The sequence below is a fragment of the Enterobacter sp. SA197 genome, from assembly GCF_054131575.1.
This window is the reverse complement of the sequence record NZ_CP096393.1, coordinates 3,506,502-3,526,601: the sequence shown is the minus strand read 5'-3', so window position 1 is coordinate 3,526,601 and position 20,100 is coordinate 3,506,502. Positions and strand designations below refer to the sequence as shown.

At 57.1% G+C, this 20,100-nt stretch carries 12 protein-coding genes; 9 read left to right on the top strand and 3 right to left on the bottom strand.

Annotated features, from left to right (window positions below; all coding sequences use genetic code 11):
* Positions 1-53 precede the first annotated feature (53 nt).
* Complete coding sequence (ypdK, locus tag M1D91_RS16560) at positions 54-125, bottom strand: membrane protein YpdK (protein WP_099458783.1); 72 nt, start codon at positions 123-125, stop codon at positions 54-56.
* A gap of 550 nt (positions 126-675) precedes the next feature.
* On the opposite strand from ypdK, the gene M1D91_RS16555 reads away from it, so the two are divergent.
* A complete protein-coding gene (locus tag M1D91_RS16555) occupies positions 676-927 on the top strand; it encodes a hypothetical protein (RefSeq protein WP_437430617.1) in 252 nt (83 codons plus the stop codon).
* A 27-nt stretch (positions 928-954) separates the two neighbouring features.
* Here the strand turns inward: M1D91_RS16555 and M1D91_RS16550 are convergent, their stop codons facing one another.
* Entirely contained in the window at positions 955-4,299 is a 3,345-nt protein-coding gene (locus tag M1D91_RS16550; RefSeq protein ID WP_437430618.1) for a CapA family protein, read from the bottom strand.
* A complete protein-coding gene (locus M1D91_RS16545; RefSeq protein WP_437430619.1) occupies positions 4,296-5,204 on the bottom strand; it encodes an alpha/beta hydrolase family protein in 909 nt (302 codons plus the stop codon). Before M1D91_RS16545 ends, M1D91_RS16550 begins: the two co-directional genes overlap by 4 nt.
* A 118-nt stretch (positions 5,205-5,322) precedes the next feature.
* Here M1D91_RS16545 and M1D91_RS16540 point away from each other — a divergent pair, with 118 nt between their 5' ends.
* The 8 genes from M1D91_RS16540 to M1D91_RS16505 all read left to right on the top strand — a co-directional run bounded on the left by M1D91_RS16540 (position 5,323) and on the right by M1D91_RS16505 (position 19,935).
* Positions 5,323-7,014 carry a Mur ligase gene (locus M1D91_RS16540; RefSeq protein ID WP_437430620.1) on the top strand — a complete coding sequence of 564 codons (1,692 nt, stop codon included), beginning with the start codon at positions 5,323-5,325 and terminating at the stop codon, positions 7,012-7,014.
* A 25-nt stretch (positions 7,015-7,039) separates the two neighbouring features.
* Complete coding sequence (gene lapG / locus M1D91_RS16535; RefSeq protein WP_437430621.1) at positions 7,040-7,735, top strand: cysteine protease LapG; 696 nt, start codon at positions 7,040-7,042, stop codon at positions 7,733-7,735.
* Positions 7,736-7,744: 9 nt separating this feature from the next.
* The gene (gene lapD, locus M1D91_RS16530; protein WP_437430622.1) at positions 7,745-9,691 is read left to right on the top strand and encodes a cyclic di-GMP receptor LapD; all 1,947 of its coding nucleotides are present in this window, start codon (positions 7,745-7,747) and stop codon (positions 9,689-9,691) included.
* A gap of 24 nt (positions 9,692-9,715) precedes the next feature.
* Complete coding sequence (locus M1D91_RS16525) at positions 9,716-10,057, top strand: tryptophan synthase subunit beta (protein ID WP_437430623.1); 342 nt, start codon at positions 9,716-9,718, stop codon at positions 10,055-10,057.
* 394 nt (positions 10,058-10,451) lie between these two features.
* The gene (locus M1D91_RS16520) at positions 10,452-14,777 is read left to right on the top strand and encodes a retention module-containing protein (protein ID WP_437434596.1); all 4,326 of its coding nucleotides are present in this window, start codon (positions 10,452-10,454) and stop codon (positions 14,775-14,777) included.
* 178 nt (positions 14,778-14,955) lie between these two features.
* Positions 14,956-16,305, top strand: a complete 1,350-nt coding sequence (locus M1D91_RS16515; protein ID WP_437430625.1) for a TolC family outer membrane protein — start codon at positions 14,956-14,958, stop codon at positions 16,303-16,305.
* A 95-nt stretch (positions 16,306-16,400) separates the two neighbouring features.
* Positions 16,401-18,584 carry a type I secretion system permease/ATPase gene (locus M1D91_RS16510; RefSeq protein WP_437430626.1) on the top strand — a complete coding sequence of 728 codons (2,184 nt, stop codon included), beginning with the start codon at positions 16,401-16,403 and terminating at the stop codon, positions 18,582-18,584.
* A gap of 16 nt (positions 18,585-18,600) precedes the next feature.
* Positions 18,601-19,935, top strand: coding sequence for an HlyD family type I secretion periplasmic adaptor subunit (locus tag M1D91_RS16505; protein ID WP_437430812.1), 1,335 nt, complete (start codon positions 18,601-18,603; stop codon positions 19,933-19,935).
* Positions 19,936-20,100 lie beyond the last annotated feature (165 nt).

The window sequence follows — 20,100 nt, the reverse complement described above, 5'->3', positions numbered from 1 at the left end:
AATGAAAACAGGAGCCAGAAGGCTCCTGTTATTTTTTCGTGCTGCGTCGTTGCTCAGATCATCAGGGCGAACGTGCCGGCCCACACAATGACCATCACCGAAATGCCCATAAAGAAATATTTCACAGTTCATCGCTCCGCATACCCGAGGTATGCATTCATGACCAGATCAGGACTGAGTATAGAGAGGTGAAACTACGCCAAAGTGAAAATGGGAATTTTCTCCCTTCTGGCCACAGCTCCATCTCAGAATTTATGGCGCTATCTGCGCCAAACGGGGGCTAATGTACGCTTAAAAATGGAGGCTTACAAGGGCATTTTTCTTAAATAATTTCCGTCACTTACGCACTGTCGGGCTTTGGCGACACTTTGATTTCGCGGCGTAATAAATGGCCGTTCAGCGACGCGTTTTAACATCCCTGAAACCTGACATTTTCAGCCTTGATTCATAAGGCTATTTCGTGATCTCTCGCACAATTTCTCGTTAATTCAGGCGAATCTTACTCCACCCCTGCGCCTGTGGCTTCCCTCTTCAACCTCGACGCCCTCAGTCAATAAAAGCCAGAAACGCTGGAAGTTTTCGTTAAGTTGGCCTGAAACCGTTTTTTTCTTAAGGGTACATTTCAACACAATGTAAAGGGGTATGATTCGGACGTTCTTTGTTAAGGATAAAACAATGAAAATATTGGGGCTGGATGAGTATCGCGTGCTGCGCGGAAACGGAGCACTGAAGTATTTTGAACTGGAAGGGATGCCGGGTGATGAGTGGCGCATGCTTTTTGAACGCCAGTTTGCTGACCAGGGGACCAACGTCTGGATTGAGGGCTATTGCATAGTACTGCAATGTACCAGTGACGAGGTCCCGGCCTGGCTTACGCGGTTACAGGCTAAAAGTGATGAGGTCACCGCACAACTCCTGATGCGCTAGCAGCACCAGGCCGGATGCCATCTGTCTTCAGCTTTTGCCAAAACGAGTATCCAGTGAAAGCGTCAGCATATGCTCGTTATTCACCGTGCGGGCAGACCATCCTTCCCCGGTCTGCCCCTCTTTTTTAAGAAGCATCCCCTGCGCGGTAAGTTCTGCGAGGAGGTCTGTAAACTCCTCCTCGGTGACCGGGCGCGGCTGCCAGAAAGTTTGTCTGTTATCGGTAAAAATGGGCAACAGCTGGAGCTGTGGCGTGCCGGCACCCACCTGTAAGCGGGCAATAAAACCATACGGCGGTGCACCGCGCTCCCTGAACTCGCCGTTACTGTTGAAAACAGCGTTACCGATGCTATAAACCACCAGGCTTTGCCCCAACTGGACAGCTTCACCTGGCATATGTGGCCCTGAGCCGATGATCAAATCGGCCCCCGCGCGGGTAAGCCGTTGCGCCAGCGCCCGCTGTGCGGAGGTGGTCCGGCGGTAGTCCACTCCCCAGTGGGCAAGCACGATGGTCGTTGCCGGCTGTTCTGAGGCCTTCTCTTCACGTAAAAGCCTCTCCAGCCCACCGCTTAAACAGGCCACACCCGGGCGACGCGCACGGGCATAAAACGCGCAGTCTCGTTCCATGTACTCTCTGTACCAGTAGGCACTGTAAATCTTAAAGGTCTGTCCCCCGACGGTTATCACCAGCGGCGCGTGCGCCTGCCGGGCGTTCAGACCAGCCCCCAGGCAACTGATGCCAACCTTATCCAGCGCTGACAGCGTTTGTTGCAGCCCCGGCAGGCCTGCATCCATGACGTGATTATTTCCCAGCGCCACGGCGCTAATCCCCTGTTTCACCAGGGCCGTGACGGTGGCATCGGGATCACCTGTCAGGCAGAAAGGTTTACGGCCTGCAAGGCTCGCGCTTAAATCCGTGGCCAGTGCCGCTTCAAGGTTGGCGATGGTAATATCACTGCCCCGTAATAAAGGGGCAATGGCCGCGAAGCTGTGGTCGTAACCGTAGCGCTGTAGCGCATCATCAATGCCCCGGGCCTGTCGTTTACGGGTATACCACTCACCAAAGTAAGTATCCCCCAAAAACGTGAGCGTGGCGGCAGGTTTATGAAGCTGTCGAGTGGCGGGCCCCACGGTCGAAACAGGGGAGGCGGCATCGACATCGGCCAGCAGTTCATCCAGCAGATAGTCGAGATGGAAAGCGTCACTCGCCCCTGCCACACCAGCCAGCCACAGCTCTCCTGCGAACCACTGCAGGGCAAACCCCCAGCTTCCCGCACTGAACTGCCCCCACGCGCTGCCGTCGCTCTGCAAATTACCGCTTTTGCGATAGAGACGTTCACCAATGACCGCTTCACTTTCACTAAACCACGGCAAAAAATGGGGGTAGCGCAAAGCGAAATGCCGCAGCAGTGTTGCCACATCTTTAAGCGTCGTGTGCTGACCGCGGCGGCTGCGTCCCGATACGTTACTGACGTGCGTTTGCGTCATATTGAGGCTGGCACACTGGGTACGCAGCAGGCCAAGCGCGCTGGCGCTGCTGCCGGCAAGGTGCTCTGCCAGATTAATGGCGGCATCGCAGGCGTTATGCAGCAGCATCCCTTGCAGGAGCGACTTGAGAGGGTATGTGCCTGCCCGCTGGAAGCCGAGCGCCGGGTGGCCTTTGAGAATGTCAGGCGCAATCTCCCGCACGCTGATGGCGGTCTCCAGCGTCACGGTTTTGTTTACCAGCCGCCCGGCAACGCAGCAGGCCAGTAACAATTGACTAAAGTAGTGCGGCGTAAAAGGGCTGTCTGCCTGCTCAGCAATCCGTGGCTCACCGGTGGTGAGATTGATCAGCAGGCGCGCCGTTGTATCGCTGGTGGAAGGAGGCGTTGTGGCGAGCCGTGTTTTAAGCAGCCCGACAACCTGACCGAAGTCGGAATGCCTTACGCTGCCTTTGACCAGTACAATATCGCCGGCGCGCAACGCCGGCGCTGCGGCGTCTACCAGCGCACCGGCAGTGAGAAAGTGCCCGCCCTGCCGCGCCGGAGGGAGTGCGCCCTGTAACGCCGCCATCTCTTCGCCGTGCAAAAACACCTGCTGGCACCCCGTTTCCATCAAGGGAGCGGCAAGCGAGCGGTGGATCTCATCGGCTTTATCGCCCAGATTCACAATGCGTCCGAGCAGGGCCACAACACGGCCGCCGGTATCGCGGGCACGCTCTGCCACCACCCCGAACGCATTACGCATCGAGAGATATTCAGCATTGTAACTATCATCGATTAAGGTGATCTCCCCCCCGTCTGGCAGCGACAGCGGGGTGATGTGCATATGCTGCTTATCACTACGATAAGCCTCAAGACCGGCGATAACCTGCGCCTGGCTTACCCCAAGCAGATCGGCTGCGATCAGCGCGGCCACCGAATTGAGCGCGCCTCCTTTGCCTGGCACTGCCAGCCGGTAACGCACTGTCTGCTGATGAAACAAAAGCGTAATAACGCTTCCCTGGCCATCGGGCTCCATGCTGATGATGCGTACCTGGGCTGTCGCATCAAAACCATAGCTGATGATACGCGCCCCATCCCGGGCGACCCCCGCCGCCACGGTCTGGTATTCCGCCATATCGCGATTCAAAATAGCAACGCCGCCGGGAATAAGACCGTGGCTGATGCGTGACTTGAAGCGTGCCACGTCCTGCAGGGTGCTGACGTTTTTCCCCACCTGGGTCAAACCTATTTCCGTCACGATGACGATGTGCGGCTTAATGCGCGGGCCGATGCCGCCGTTACGCATCCACAGGGCTGAGAGGGCGACTTCCATAACCACGGCGTCGGGGTCGCCAATGGCTCTGGCCAGGGTTACCGAGGCCCCCGTGCGGGTGTTGTGATTGCCACGACTTGCCACCACCGTCCGGCTGCCCGCCAAAATCCCGTGCAGCATTGCTTTGGTGGAGGTTTTCCCCACAGTACCGGTGATGGCTACCAGCCTGCCGTTCATCCGCCGCCGCGCCTCTTCCGCCAGTAGGTGAAGTGCCTGGTAACTGTCATCGGTAATCAGTTGAGGGAAATCCGCAGGCAAACCGGCGACGGGGCGCTGAACGATAGCCCCGCAGTAAGCTGAGGCGTGCTGCGCCAGGGTAGTGTGCGTGTCATCCCAACCGGCGTAGATGCCGGTATTGCCTGAGCCACGGTGCCAGGTATCGGCATCGATGGCGACAAACAGGCAGGGCAGGGGAGGGGTCGCCTTCTCATGCAAAATGGCAATATCCCCCGTGTGCCAGTCGGGGCCGGGCTTAGCGAGCCACCTGCTGCCCGGCAGCAACTGCGCGAGTTCGGCGGCGGTCCAGCCCGGCAGACGAGCACGCGCGCGGGGTGAGGAGGCTGATTTCTGGCTCATGGTCGTGTTCCTGATGGTAAACCGGCTGCTCGGGGCGCAGGGCAAAGGGCGACGGCGTTAACGCCGGGGTTACCTTTAAGATTATGAAACGCTGGCGCAACGGCGGGTCGCGTCAGAAGCCTGACCTGATGACCCTGCCTGCGCAGCGCGTCGGCAAAACGTGTTTGCAAATCGAACGGGGTGACAGTGTCCTCTGGATTTCCGATGACCAGGATAAGTCGGGCAGGATCGGTCACAATGCCGCCAATGTGATCCAGGGGATCCCAGGGGTGGGCCAGCCCGGTGCCGTCAAGGGTTGGCGCTGACGGCTCGCCGCGCTCCTGGCGCTGGCGCTCGGCCCGTTCCAGTAACCCCCAGGCCCCGGAGGCCAGTATGGCGCAATCAATATCCCGGCGACCCAGGGCGAGCAGCGCTGAGGCTGCGGTGGCGCCGCCGCTGTGCCCGCTGAGGATGATACGCTGAATGTTGTAGCGCGCTTTAATGGCATCCAGTGCAGCATTGAGCGCGAGGAACTCCTCCTGCTGGCGGCGACGGTAATGGTTGCCGCTGGAGCCATACGTGCCGGGTCGGGCGATAATGACGGTGGGCAATCCGCTCCGGCGCATAATGGCCTCGGCCTGCTTGCGCTGCGCCTGTACGGTATTGGCCGGAATGCTCTCTGGAGGACGCGCAATCAGTGAGACACGGTCACCTTTCAGAATAACCAGCACCCGCGGTGAGGCCTGCATATCGCCTGCGCTGAAGTAGCGAATGCAGGCCGCACCGCCTGCGTAGGTCACCCATACCGCATCATCTCCCACCGGACAGTGCTGCCTGCTGGCTTTCTGATTCCAGAGCAATGGCGTATCGGCATGAGCAGAAACTGCGAACATGAGCAGAAAAAAGAGTATGTGATATCCCTTCACGATATCGCCTCAGGGGGAAAGATATAGATATACAGAATACACAACCACGCATTCATAATGTTATTATGATGAAAGGATTTTGAGGGCCAGCTTTTATCGGGCGCAATTAAGGAGTCATATGTCTCTCAGTCACTTACTTGCGCAAACCCGCCCGGTCATCAGCACCCTGGCGTGCGCCACCGCATCGCCGCTCCGCCCGGCCTGGATCATCTTCTTTAGTGCTTCAGACGGTAAAAGTCGCGCCCATGTCGTGCAGGGTTACGGGGAGACCGCCGAGCTTGCCTGGCAGCAGGGCGCACGGTTGTTGCAGCAGTGGCGTAACAAACGTGGCATCGAACCCTGTTGGCTACGGGTAGATGTGGTGGACAGGGTGGATGCGCTACGCTGGGATGATCTTGAGGCCCGACTGGCAAAAACCAAACGCAACTATTTTCGCTTCGGACTGAGTCTGGATCCTGGCTTTCGCTATGCGATGCTGGAGCAGGAAATCGCCGCCAACGCCCTGCTCTATAACGGCGACCACGGTGTGGCTACGCCTAACCCGACTAACCTTGCCCATTTTTCCCGTCGCCGTTTCGGCGCGTTAGTGCAATGGCCTGTGCAGCCCGACCAGACCGTATGGCGATTTACCACGCGTGCGCTGTTTTGCGACGGCGAGCAGGTGTATACCATTGAGTCCGAAGGGCGTAACAGCGGCTACCGGCAGTTGCCACACTGGCAGACGCAGGCGCTTGATCCCATGATTCACTGCGCAACGGATTACCTGGCACGCCAGGTCACCGCATCGGGACGCTACCACTACGGCTGGTTCCCCTGTTTTGACCGCGCGATCCCGACCTATAACGCTCTGCGCCATGCCAGTTCGACCTATGCGCTGCTCGAAGGGTGGGAAGTGACGCAGCAGCCCGCACATTTCACTGCGATTGAACGCGCCCTTGACGCGCTCTGCTCGATGTTTATTCGCACCTTTACGTTGCCCGATGGCACCCGCGCTGATTTTCTTGTGGATACCGGCGAGGAGATCAAGCTCGGCGGGAATGCCGTGTGCATTCTGGCAATGGCGAAATACACTGAGCTTACCGGTTCATCGCGCTTCCTTGAGCCGATGGCACGGCTGGCAACGGGGATAGGCTACATGCAGGACCCCGCAACCGGCGGCTTTGTGCATGTGCTGAATGCACCTGATCTCTCGCTGAAGTCTGCGTATCGCATCATCTATTATGATGGCGAAGCCGCTTTCGCCCTGATGCGGCTCTATGGGCTGACGAAAGCCCCGCAGTGGCTCGCAATGGTGGAACGGGCGATGGACTATTTCATCGAACAAAAACACTGGCAGGCGCACGATCACTGGCTTAGTTACTGCGTAAATGAGCTCACGCTTTACCGTCCGCTGGCGCGCTATTACCAGTTTGGGCTGGATAATGTGCGCGATCATCTTACCTTTGTGCAGACGCGCATCACCACCTATCCCACGCTGCTGGAGCTGATGATGGCGGCCTCGCGCATGATTGCCCGGCTGGCGACCACTCCGCACCGGCATCTGCTGGACGGTTTTGATATGACTGCGTTCAATCAGGCGCTGGAAACGCGCGCCCGCTACCTCGCAAATGGCTTTTTCTGGCCGGAACTGGCTCTCTTTTTCAAAGCTCCTGCCCGAATTGTCGGTAGCTTTTTTATTCGTCACCACAGCTACCGTGTGCGAATAGACGACGTTGAGCATTACCTTTCAGGCTATATTGCGTATCGTAAACGCTGGCGCGAGCTGGCGGTTGAAGGTGAGCCCCTTGAAACGACTGATTCGACTCGTTAGCCGCATAGCCGGGATGCCTTAACGCATGGGCCGGTGGCTTTTCCCTCAGCGTAGTGCTTGCCGTCGCAGTGTATTCGTCCTGCTGACGGCAGTGTTGATCTTCTCCACCGGACTTGGTGCCGGTTGGGACTTTAACGCCATTACGCTTCGCACTGAAAAGCTCTATGGCCCGGCGACCCCTGCGGCGAAGCAACGTATTGCTGAATGGGTCACGTTATTAAGGGATCCGCCTCCGGCCTCGATTCATGAAAAACTGAATCTGGTTAACCGGTTTTTTAACGCAAGAATGGCCTTCAAGGATGATATTGTCGTCTGGAAACAGCAGGATTACTGGGCAACGCCAATTGAATTTTTACGTAAAGGGGCGGGGGACTGCGAGGATTTTGCGCTGGCGAAATATTTCACCCTGCGCGAGATGGGCGTGCCCGCTAACCAGCTGCGTATTACTTACGTAAAAGCGCTCACGCTTAACCAGGCGCATATGGTAGTGACCTGGTACTCCACGCCTGATGCTGTCCCGCTGGTGCTGGACAACCTGAAAACCGCTATTTTGCCTGCCTCGCAGCGACCTGATCTCCTCCCGGTGTACGCCTTTAACGGGGAAGGGCTGTGGCTGCCGCAAACGGGCGGTAACAAACGTGTGGGCGACAGTAAACGACTCTCCCGCTGGCAGGATCTTCTCACCAAAATGCGTGCAGAAGGATTTGTAATTAATGAATAGGATGTGGACATGTCTCTTTATAAGCAGCTCCTGATCGGCATCTGTTTATTTACGCTCGTCATTTTCTGCGGTAATTTTTTTGTGACCCTGGAAAGTTCGCGAGAACAATACCGTAACCAGTTAAGCGCCCATGCGCAGGATGCCGCGACGGCCCTGGGGTTGTCGCTGACCACCAATATTGACGACCCGACCATGACCGAGCTGATGGTGAACTCCATCTTCGACAGCGGTTATTTTTATCGTATCCGCGTGGTCGATATTAAAACCAATAAACCCCTTATCGAACGCAGCGATACGCCGCAAAGCGCCCGCGTACCTCAGTGGTTCGTCCGGCTGGTTAACCTGAGCCCTGGCGTTGGGGATGCCATCGTCATGCGCGGCTGGACCCAGGTTGCCCGCGTGGAAGTGGTCAGCCACCCGATGTTTGCGCTCGCCCGCTTGTGGGACAGTATGGTCGCCAGCTTTTTATGGCTGACGGGCTGTAGTCTGATAGGCATTTTTGGGGTGACGTTACTGCTGCGTCGGCTTCTGAAACCGCTCAATTATATCGTGGGTCAGGCGATGGCCATCTGCCGTCGTGAATTTCTTCATATGCCTGCGCTGCCGAAAACCCCGGAGCTGCGCCGGGTGGTTGAGGCGACCAACCTGATGGTAACGCAGCTTAAAGTGCTGTTCAGCGAACAGGCGCAGCGCAGTGAGTCTTTACGTCAGGAGGCCTATCACGACAGCCTGACCGGTCTTTTCAACCGCCGCGCCTTCGATATGCAGCTACAGTCGCGCCTGAGCGATGAAGAAAATGCTCCGGGCCACCTGATGCTTTTGCGGGTGCAGGATTTGATGGGGCTGAACCAGCGGCTCGGCGGCGCGAAGACCGATCAATTGCTGACCGCAGTGGCGGAGATCCTCAACGGCTTACAGAGCCGCTATTTTCATCATGAAGGCTTTCTCGCGCGTGTAAGGGGCGGGGAATTTGCCATTATTGCGCCGCACATCCTCTCGCAGGAGCTGGAAAATCTCAGCAACAGCCTCAGCACCCAGCTTAAAGCGCTGTCAGAAACCGGAATGAGCGACGTAAGCCCGGTGGCCCATTTTTCCATTGTCCCTTTTCAGGTGGGTGATAAGCCGCAGACGCTGCTGATGCAGGCGGATCAGGCGCTGGCTATGGCAGAAACCGAAATGCGTGTCTTTGCAAGCCAGGAGACGGCATCCGTCAGCGACAACGAAGAAGACCACCACAGCTGGTTTACCCGGCTGGACAAGGTGCTCACCGACGGGGCATTCGAACTCTTCTCACAGCCCGTCTATCAGTGCAGCAACACGCAAAGCGTCCTGCACCATAAAATCCTTGCGCGTATCCGTACCCAGGAGGGAGAGCTTGTGCCGGCCGGACGTTTCATGCCGTGGATCCATCGCCTGGATCTCAGTCGCCGGATGGACATCGTAATGTTACGGCAGACGTTGCGTGAGATGGAAAAAACGGTCAAACCGCTCGCATTAAGTATCAGCGGAGCCAGCGTTGCGGACGACCAGAGCCTGAATGCGCTCCTGCAACCGCTGAAGAACGCGCCACAGCTGGCCTCGCGCCTGACGCTTGAGCTGGATGAAAATGAACTTCCCGATGCCGAGCGCGTAAATATTCTGGTAAGTCGCCTTAAGGAGCTGGGATGTCGTCTTGGCATTCAGCACTTTGGCGGACGCTTTCACCTTATCGGAAATTTACCGCAATGGGGCCTGGCCTGGATTAAAGTCGACGGCAGTTATATTCGTAATATTGATAGCGAAGACGATAAAAAACTCTTTATTGAGGCCATTTACTGGGCCACTCGCCAGATTAATTTGCCGCTGATAGCCGAGCGTGTAGAAACGGCAGGGGAACTTCGTGTTCTGGAAAAAATTGGTTTACACGGTGCAATGGGTCGCTATTTTGCTGATGCCAGCACTATGGTCAGAAATTAACCGCTCACGCAAAAGGGGCTGAATATGTTTTACATAGAACGCGATGCATCAGGGCGGATTATTCAGATCGAAGAGGTGCCCTTTACGACAATGACAGAACAGCGTGATGACCGCACACCTGAGATAGATGAGTGGCTTCTCCAGCGGGATCGTCGTGAGGCCTCGTTATCTCAGCTTCGGCAGAGCGACCTTGAGATGGTACGTGTGCTTGAAGACTTAATTGAGGTGCTGATGAGTAAAGGTATTATCAGCATTACCGATCTCCCGCTGATGGCGCAGTCAAAACTGACCAGCCGTGCCGAGGCGCGCCGCTCACTGAGCGGGCTGGAGGGATTAATCGCCGAGGATGACGAAGGGTTAATTTAGATTATTGCCTTCATTTTTAATTGAACGGCTGAATAATTTGCTATCAGCAGAGGTCGCCTGGCATCATTTCTCCACGAATTACGGAAGAAACGTCAGGCCTGCCAGTGGCGCTACCCTATTTTTCGTTCGAAGAAGAGTGGCTATATATCATGTATCAAAGAGAAACTGCTGCGCTGTTCTTTTTTTATTTTATGCACCCTTGCACCCTACTATTCATTCACGCCATCTATTAATATACCTATCTTAAACGAAGCGGCATCAATACATTTTCTGCCGCCAGCCATTTTGTCATTTCTTACGTAATACATGACGAATTCTAATTACATTCTCTTTTAGCATTCTACGCTTGAATCACGGATGAAACGGGCGGGAACAGGATCGAGGGAAACTACACATGAGCGGCGTATCAGGGATAGTCAAAGCGGTAATGGGACAGGTGTATGCAGTAAGTCCCGACGGCAGCAGGCGTTTATTGGTCGAAGGTGACAGGATAGTTGAAGGCGAACAAGTCCAGACGGGGAATTCAGGTGCGATCACCTTATCTCTGCCGGATGGAGAAACGCTTGATCTTGGTCGTTATAGCCACTGGGACAGTGCCGGTACGGTAACCCCTGACGCGACAGCTGCCCAGCAACAAGACGTTGCGGCGCTGCAACAGGCGATTGCTGAGGGTCAGGACCCGACACAGACTCTGGAAGCGACAGCGGCAGGTCCCCAGGCCGGGACGGCTGGCGGCGCAGAGAGTGGCGGCAGTGGGGGCGGCTCTCATACGCATGTTGTGCTCGATCTCACCGGGCAGATAGTTGATCCCGGCGCGGGCTACCCTACCACTGGCCTTGACTTCCCCGATGCGCAACCCCCACAGGAATTAACCCTCCTCGATCCTGCCAGCGCGGCTGCTATCCCTGATGATACCGACGCGGATGCCGATTCTGATGCGGATGCGGATGCAGATTCGGATGCCGATGCCGACGCCGATGCCGATGCCGATGCCGATGCTGATGCCGACGCGGATGCGGATGCGGATGCCGATGCCGACGCGGATGCGGATTCTGACGCCGACGCCGATGCCGATGCAGATTCGGACGCGGATGCAGACGCCGATGCGGATGCCGACGCCGATTCTGATGCGGATGCCGACGCCGATTCTGATGCGGATGCCGACGCCGACGCCGATGCTGATGCTGATGCTGATGCTGATGCTGATGCTGATGCTGATGCCGATGCAGATGCGGATGCAGATGCCGATGCCGATGCGGATGCAGATGCGGATGCGGATTCTGATGCGGACGCTGATGCGGATGCCGACGCCGATGCCGACGCCGATGCCGACGCTGATGCTGATGCCGATGCAGATGCCGACGCTGATGCGGATGCCGATGCGGATGCAGATGCCGACGCCGACGCTGATGCGGATGCGGACGCAGATTCGGATGCCGACGCCGATGCGGATGCGGATGCGGATGCGGATGCTGATGCCGATGCGGACGCAGATTCGGATGCCGATTCGGATGCGGATGCGGACGCCGATGCCGACGCAGATGCTGACGCTGATGCGGATGCTGATGCCGATGCGGATGCGGACGCAGATTCGGATGCCGATGCGGACGCAGATTCGGATGCCGATGCGGACGCAGATTCGGATGCCGATGCGGATGCGGATGCCGATTCTGATGCTGACGCCGATGCGGATGCCGATTCTGATGCTGACGCCGATGCCGATGCCGATGCCGACGCGGACGCGGATGCAGATTCAGATGCCGACGCGGATGCCGATTCTGACGCCGACGCAGATTCGGATGCCGATGCCGACGCGGATGCGGATTCTGACGCCGACGCAGATTCGGATGCCGACGCGGATGCGGATGCGGATTCTGATGCGGACGCTGATGCAGATGCCGATGCGGACGCCGATGCAGATGCAGATGCCGATGCGGACGCGGATGCTGATGCTGATGCCGACGCAGATGCTGATGCCGACGCAGATGCTGACGCGGATGCCGATTCTGACGCCGATGCGGATGCGGATGCTGATGCGGATGCCGATGCTGACGCCGACGCGGATGCGGACGCCGATGCGGATGCAGATGCTGATGCGGATGCCGATGCCGATTCTGACGCCGATGCGGATGCCGATGCAGATGCGGATGCGGATGCGGATGCGGATGCGGATGCGGACGCCGATGCCGACGCAGATGCCGACGCGGATGCCGACGCGGATGCGGATGCGGATTCTGACGCCGATGCCGATGCGGATGCCGATGCCGACTCCGATGCCGATGCAGATTCTGACGCAGATGCCGACGCGGACGCCGATTCTGACGCCGACGCCGATGCCGACGCGGATGCAGATGCCGACGCTGATGCAGATGCGGATGCGGATGCCGATGCAGATGCGGATGCCGATTCTGACGCCGATGCGGATGCGGATGCCGATGCCGATGCGGATGCCGATTCTGATGCCGATGCCGACGCGGACGCGGATGCTGATGCCGACGCCGACGCCGACGCCGACGCTGATGCCGACGCTGATGCGGACGCCGATGCCGATGCGGATGCGGATGCGGATGCCGACGCCGATGCCGATGCCGATGCGGACGCAGATTCGGATGCCGACGCTGATGCGGACGCCGATGCGGATGCGGATGCCGACGCAGATGCTGATGCCGATGCGGATGCGGACGCAGATTCGGATGCCGATGCAGATGCTGACGCCGATGCGGATGCCGACGCTGATGCGGATGCCGATGCCGACGCGGATGCCGACGCCGACGCCGATGCGGATGCCGACGCAGATGCAGATTCTGATGCCGATGCCGATGCAGATGCAGACGCCGATGCGGACGCCGATGCGGACGCAGATGCAGATGCAGATGCCGACGCTGATGCAGATGCGGATGCCGATGCAGATGCAGACGCCGATGCGGATTCTGACGCCGATGCGGATGCGGATTCTGACGCTGATGCTGATGCGGATGCCGATGCCGATGCGGACGCAGATGCAGATTCAGACGCGGATGCCGATTCTGATGCCGATGCAGATGCCGACGCCGATGCGGATTCTGATGCTGATGCTGATGCCGATTCTGACGCCGACGCGGATGCCGATGCCGATGCCGACGCCGATGCGGATGCTGATGCTGATGCTGATGCTGATGCCGATGCCGACGCCGACGCTGACGCTGATGCCGATGTAAAACTCACCGTGACCGTTACGCCCGGTAGCAAGACGGCTGAAACATCAGACAACACCATCACCCATATTAACGGCGGTAGCGTGAACCCTAATGGATATGATGTCCAGAACGGCGTTATCGTGGCGATTGGCAATAATGTGCATGTCTGGTTAACCCCGGACAGCCCGGATGGTGCGATTAAAGGGGATGCCGTACCGGCGGCGGCCAGCGCGAGCCAGATCCACTACTACACCAGCAGCGGCAATGCGAATACCGATGACAGTGGCAAAGGCCACACCGATATTTTTGTCGTGGGCGATCACACGGGTGGGTACTATCAGCAGAGCGACTGGCCGGACACCCGCTACAATTTTGTCTCGCTGAAAGGGATTACGGGCAATGGTGGCGTGACAGAAGGGGATGTGGGCAAGGACTATATTTTTGTCCAGGGTAACAGTGAGGATTACAAGGTTACCGGCGTCCCACATCCGCAGAACCATCAGAACAACGATATTGATAACCTTCAGGTTACAGACGAAGACGGTAAGCGCCCCTTTGAAAATGCCAACCATATCGAGGGAGTGGTGTTTGGGGATGGGCCTTCTTCATCACATGGCGGTAATACCGACGTCAGTTACAAAGTTACCCTGAACCTGGACGTTAACCTCGAAAGCAGCGACAGCAGCGATCATCTGACGACCGTGACCTTTGGCGGCATTCCGGAAAATGCCACCTTCACGGGTAATTATGTCAACGTCACCTATGACGCGGCCCACCAGACTTACGTCATGACGTTAGATAGCAGTACCTCGCACTACAGCGGGCAGGTTAGCGTTGATTTACCGGCTGGTAAGAGCACGCTTTCCGGTATCACGCTGGATGTGGACTCCACCGCATCCAATCATCACGACACCCATTTCGAATTTGATGGTGAGGCTGGTGGGCAGCAGATCAGTGACAGCCACAGCGAAATGAGCATGGCCGAAAGCCAGGATGCTACGGATGATCATGCGCTTACTGCCAGTCACCATAGCGGGGATAGCCATGTCGACGGCGAAGCCGACCCGCTCCACACTGCGCTTAACGATAAGCTGATGCTTAACGCCGGCACGGACGATGCTGCGTCATCGCAAACCGACCATAGTGCCGGTGGGGAGCACAGCGCATCGTTAATTGATGATTCGAGCCTCACGCTCACGATGGATAGTGCCGATAAGACCCTTGATAACAGCGATATGTCCCACTCGCTGGCAGAGAACGCCGCCCCTGATGCCGTAGTCGATGAGCACAATGGCGACACGGTGAGCGCGCCGGATACCTCCTGTCAGGCGCCGCTGAATTTCAACGATATTCTGCACGATGGGGAACATCAGGATCTCAGTAGCCTGATTCAGGCAGGTCCGGTAAGTGATTCGGCGCACAGCACACCTGAGGTAGAGCATGTTCCTGCTGAAGGGGGAGGCGGTGCCGGGGCAGAAAGCTACGATGCCGGTCATGAAGCGATGATGGAAAGCCTTATCGCCAGACCCGAAGAGATGTCCTGACAGGGGCCGCGCAGGTTCTGTTTCAACCTGCGCGGCCAGGCGTCGGATGTGAATTCAGGTCAGACGAAGGCCTGCGTCCGAACATCACGTCGTCAGGATGTATTTATTCCCACGCTCACGCACCATTTTCGCCGGCGGATACTGAATGTCGCCCGCGGTATGAAGGAAAGGATGACACATGAAAGTTGGTAGCCCGTTATTTCTGGGGGCAGCACTCACGCTGTGCGTTTCACAAAGCCAGGCCACGACGCTTGAACAGGCCGTTAAGGACAGCCTGTCATGGCACCCGCAGGTGAGTGCCTCGGCTAACAGCCGTTACTCTGCGGATCAGGATCTTCGTGCCGCAAAAGGGGGCTATCTGCCGTCGTTAGATGTGACCGCCGGAACCGGCTGGGAACAGACGGATAATGCCTCGACCCGCGCCGCAGGCGATCATCAACGAAACCTGAACCGCAGCGAATCCGCTATTACGCTGACGCAAAACGTGTTTAACGGCTTTGCCACGACCAGTGAAGTGGCCCGCCAGAAAGCGACGGTAAATTCACGCGCCTGGACGGTGCTCAACACCAGCGAAACGACAGCGCTGCAGGCTATCCAGAGCTACCTTGATGTGCTGATGCGCGAACAAATGGTCAAGCTCGCAGAAGATAACCTGAAGAATCACGAACGCGTCATGGATCAGATCCAGTTGCGTACCCAACAGGGGGTGGGGCGTCAGGCCGATTTCGATCAGGCACAGGCTCGTCTCGCCCAGGCGCGCAACAACCTGCTTACCGAGCAAACTAACCTTGAAGATTCCCGCGCAAACTATGAAAGCGTCACGGGTAAAGAGGCCGACTCGCTGGTCATGCCTGGAAAAATAGCCGTACCGGAATCGCTGGCCGCTGCACGTTCCGTCATGCTCGCCAGCAGCCCACTGCTTAAACAGGCCGATGCGGACGTGGAGGCTACGCGCCAGCAGTACGAAGCGGCGAAGTCACGGTTTTATCCGAACGTTAACCTAGAAGTCGGACGTACCATGGATAACAACATTGATGGAACCCGGGGCCACAATCAGGAGTGGCAGGCGATGGTGCGCATGCGCTACAACCTCTACAACGGCAACAGCGATCAGGCGACGCTCACCTCCTATGCCTACAAAATGCAGGAAGCTCAGGATGTGAAAAATAATGCCCTGCGTCAGTTGAATGAGGAGTTACGCCTGGCGTGGAACGCCCGCAATAACGCAGCACAGCAGGTGCCTATTGCTAAGGAGTATGCTGACCGCAGCGTGACCGTGCGCAGTGCTTATCAGGAGCAGTTCAGCCTGGGTGACCGCTCCTTGCTTGATATGCTGGACAGCGAAAACGAAGTGTTCAGCGCCCAGCGCCGCTATGTTGAACTGCAGTTTCTCGATATGTTTACCGCCTACCGCATTAACGCCCGTACCGGTGAATTGCTGAAAAGCCTGAACGTTCAGGCACCGACTGCCTCGCAGCCGCTTGATGAAGGGCAGACAGCGCAGGCCGAACTGCCGGAACTCAAGTAACGCGATATAACGTCTGAGGGGATTATTGCCGGTATCTACCGGTGATACCCCTTATTTTTCACTGCGACCGGGTCTGCCGACCACCGAGAATGAGAATGACGCCTGATACTGGCACCCCTGAAAACGCTGAAGCCACCCTGCCACTGTCCGACCGACAGGATCCCCGCCAGCGTCACGATGATCCGCTGCTGGACGCGTTGCTGATTATCTGCAAACTGCACAACATCGCGACCAGCCGCACCGTTCTGACGACAGGGCTCCCGCTGGCATCCCATACGCTGACCCTGGACGCATTTCCCCGCGCCGCTGGCCGGGCCGGGCTCAAGGCGCGGGTGTTGCAGCGTGAGCTGGAGTCCTTCTCGGCCCTGTCGCTGCCTGCCATTCTGCTACTGAAAAACAATCAGACCGCCGTGCTGGTGGGGTGGGATGCTCAACAGGCGCGTTTGCTGCCGGGCGAAACCGAAGGCGGTGAGATTACCCTGACGCGCGAACAGCTGGCAGAGCATTACAGTGGGCAGGCGATTTTTTTATCACCCAGCCATGAGTTTGATGCGCAGCCAACCGCAACGCTTCCCCGCACCACGGCCTGGTTCCAGGACACGCTGAAGCTGTCGAAATACCTCTATCTGGACGCGGTTGTCGCCAGCTTCCTTGTTAACCTGGTAGCGCTCTGCGCCCCGCTGTTTGTGATGAATGTTTATGATCGCGTGGTGCCGAATCAGGCGACGGCCACGCTGTGGGTGCTGGCTATTGGCGTCAGCATTGCTTTTATTTTCGATTTTATACTGAAGATCCTGCGTGGTATTTGTCTCGACCTGGCGGGGAAGAAAACCGATCTGGTGGTCTCCTCGGCGCTGTTCGAACGTCTGCTGGGCATGAAAATGAAGCAGCGCCCGAAACGGGTAGGGAGCTTTGCCCAGAACTTCCAGGAGTTTCAGTCGATTCGCGACTTCCTTTCGTCACTGACCCTCACGGCCTTTATCGATTTTCCTTTCACGCTGCTGATTCTGGTGGTCATTGGTGTGATAGGCGGCCCGCTGGTGTTTATTCCATTGCTCTGTTACCCGCTGGCGCTGCTGGTGAGCTGGCTTATTCAGCGTCCGTTAATGTCCCGTGTACAGAAGACATATCAGTTATCCAACGAGCGACAGGCGATGTTAGTGGAGACCCTGACTGGTCTTGATGCCATCAAAATGAATAACGCCCAGAGCGAGCGCCAGTATCAGTGGGAACACCTGACCAGCCAGCTTAGCAAGCTGGAGCTGCGGGTAAAATCTCTCTCGTATGTGGCCGTCAATTTCACCGCCTGGCTGCAACAGGCCAGCGGTGTGGCGATCATTGTCGCCGGGGTGTACATCATAATCAGCGGCAATCTGAGCATGGGAGGGCTGATTGCCTGTTACCTGCTGCACCGTCGCGCCATGATGCCTGTTGGCCAGTTATGCAGTCTGATCACCCGTTATCAGCGCGCACGTATGACCAAATCAACCATCGACAGAATGATGGGGCTGGAGCAGGAGGTGGCGGAGGGCGACGTGCCGTTAAAGCGTGAGACGCTCTCTGGGGCGATTGAACTGCGTGACGTGACGTTTATCTATCCTGGTAACCAGTACGCCTCTCTCAGTAACGTCTCTTTGACGATTGGGGCCGGAGAGAAGGTGGGAATTATCGGACGAAGCGGCTCGGGGAAAAGTTCGCTGGCGAAGCTGTTGGTTGGTTTTTACCAGCCGGACAGCGGCAGCGTGTTGATTGACGGCATAGACGCCCGCCAGATTGATGTCCACGATCTGCGCCATAACATTGGCTATGCCCCCCAGGATATCCATTTATTCAGCGGCACGCTGCGCGAAAATTTGCTCTACGGTGCCAGTTATGTTGACGATGAAACCATGCTGCGGGTTGCCACTCTGACCGGCGTACACGATTTTGCCCGCCGCCATCCCTCCGGTTACAACATGCAGGTTGGCGAGCGGGGGATGAGCCTTTCCGGTGGGCAGCGGCAGGCGGTGACCCTGGCGCGCGCCTTGCTGCTCGATCCCCCCGTCCTGTTGATGGATGAACCCACCAGTTCGATGGATAACACCAGCGAAGAGTTAATCAAAAAAGCCTTAGCGCCAGTTATCAGTAATAAGACGCTGTTGATGGTGACCCATCGTGCTTCTTTGCTCTCACTGGTGGACCGCCTGATCATTGTCGATAACGGCAAAATTATCGCTGACGGCCCGAAAGAGAGTGTGATGAACGCGCTGAAGAAGGGGCAGATTCATGCGAACCGTTAATCTGCTTAGCCGCCTGATGGGGTGGCTGTCGGGAAATAAAAAGCCTTCTGCCTTTACCACCAGTGAGGTCAATAAGGCGCTGCTGGATGATGCACCCCGCGTCGTGCGCGTAACGCTCTGGGCAATACTGGCGTTCTTTATCGCGATGATCGTCTGGGCATCACTGGCTGAAATTGATGAAGTGACGCGCGGAGAAGGGCGGGCTATTCCCTCCTCACGCCTGCAAAAAATACAGAACCTTGAGGGTGGAATTGTTGCCGAGGTTTTCGTTCATGAAGGCGAGGTGGTGAAGGCCGGTTCCCCGTTGCTGCGTCTTGATGATACCCGTTTTCGCTCCAATGCCGGGGAAACCGAGGCGGATCGGTTGGCGCTGGAGGCGAGAATTCAGCGCCTGACCGCACAGCTTGAAGGGGCGGATTCACTGACCTTATCACCGGAAATCGTCCGACAGGCACCGGAAATCGCAAACGGTGAAATGGAGCTGTTCAGTAGCGTGAATAAGCGTATTCAGAGCGAGCTGTCCGGCCTTAATGAGCAACTGGTGCAGAAGAAGCAGGAGCTGCTCGATTTCCAGGGCAAATTAACCCAGTACCGGCGGAGCCTGGCGCTGCAACAGCAGGAGATCAGCATGTCTGAACCACTGGTGGCGAAAGGGGCGATTTCCAAAGTGGAGATGCTGCGTTTGCGCCGGGCCGGTGTTGAAACGCAGGGGCAACTGGACTCAGTGATCCTCGCCATTCCGCGTGCAGAAGCGGCCATTAAAGAGATCGAAAGTAAAGTGGGGGAAACCCGTGGCCGCTACCGCAGCGAAGCGCTGGGGCAGCTTAATGAAGCGCGAACCGATCTGAGCAAAATCGAGGCGTCCGGTAAAGCCATTACCGACCGGGTAAATCGCACGCTGGTGACCTCACCGGTGCGCGGTGTGGTCCAGCAACTGCTGGTAAATACCATTGGTGGCGTTATCCAGCCCGGCAACGACCTGGTGGAGATAGTCCCGCTCGATGACACCCTGCTGGTGGAAGCGAAAATTCGCCCGCAGGACATCGCCTTTTTGCGCCCCGGTCAGGAAGCAACGGTGAAATTCACCGCTTACGACTACACCATCTACGGTGGACTCAGGGGAAAACTCGAGCAGATAAGCCCGGACACAGTGACGGACAAAGACGGCAAAAGTTTTTATATCATTCGGCTACGTACTGATAAAAATCATCTGGGTACGGATGAGAAGCCGCTGCTGATTATTCCGGGGATGGTCGCCTCGGTGGATATTATTACCGGCAAGAAAACCATTATGGCCTATCTGCTGAAGCCCATTTTACGCGCCAAAGCCGAGGCGTTTCGGGAGCGGTAAGTTTTCACATGAAAAAGCCGGATGATGTTGCCTCTCTGCGCACCCACGTGGTCGGTGGAGCGGTCAACATCATCCGGCTTGATTTCACGGTAAAATCTCCTTAACCAGGTTGTGTGGAAAGAGGTTTCTGCACAGAGATAGCTGCCGGCTTCAGAGGTAACCTCG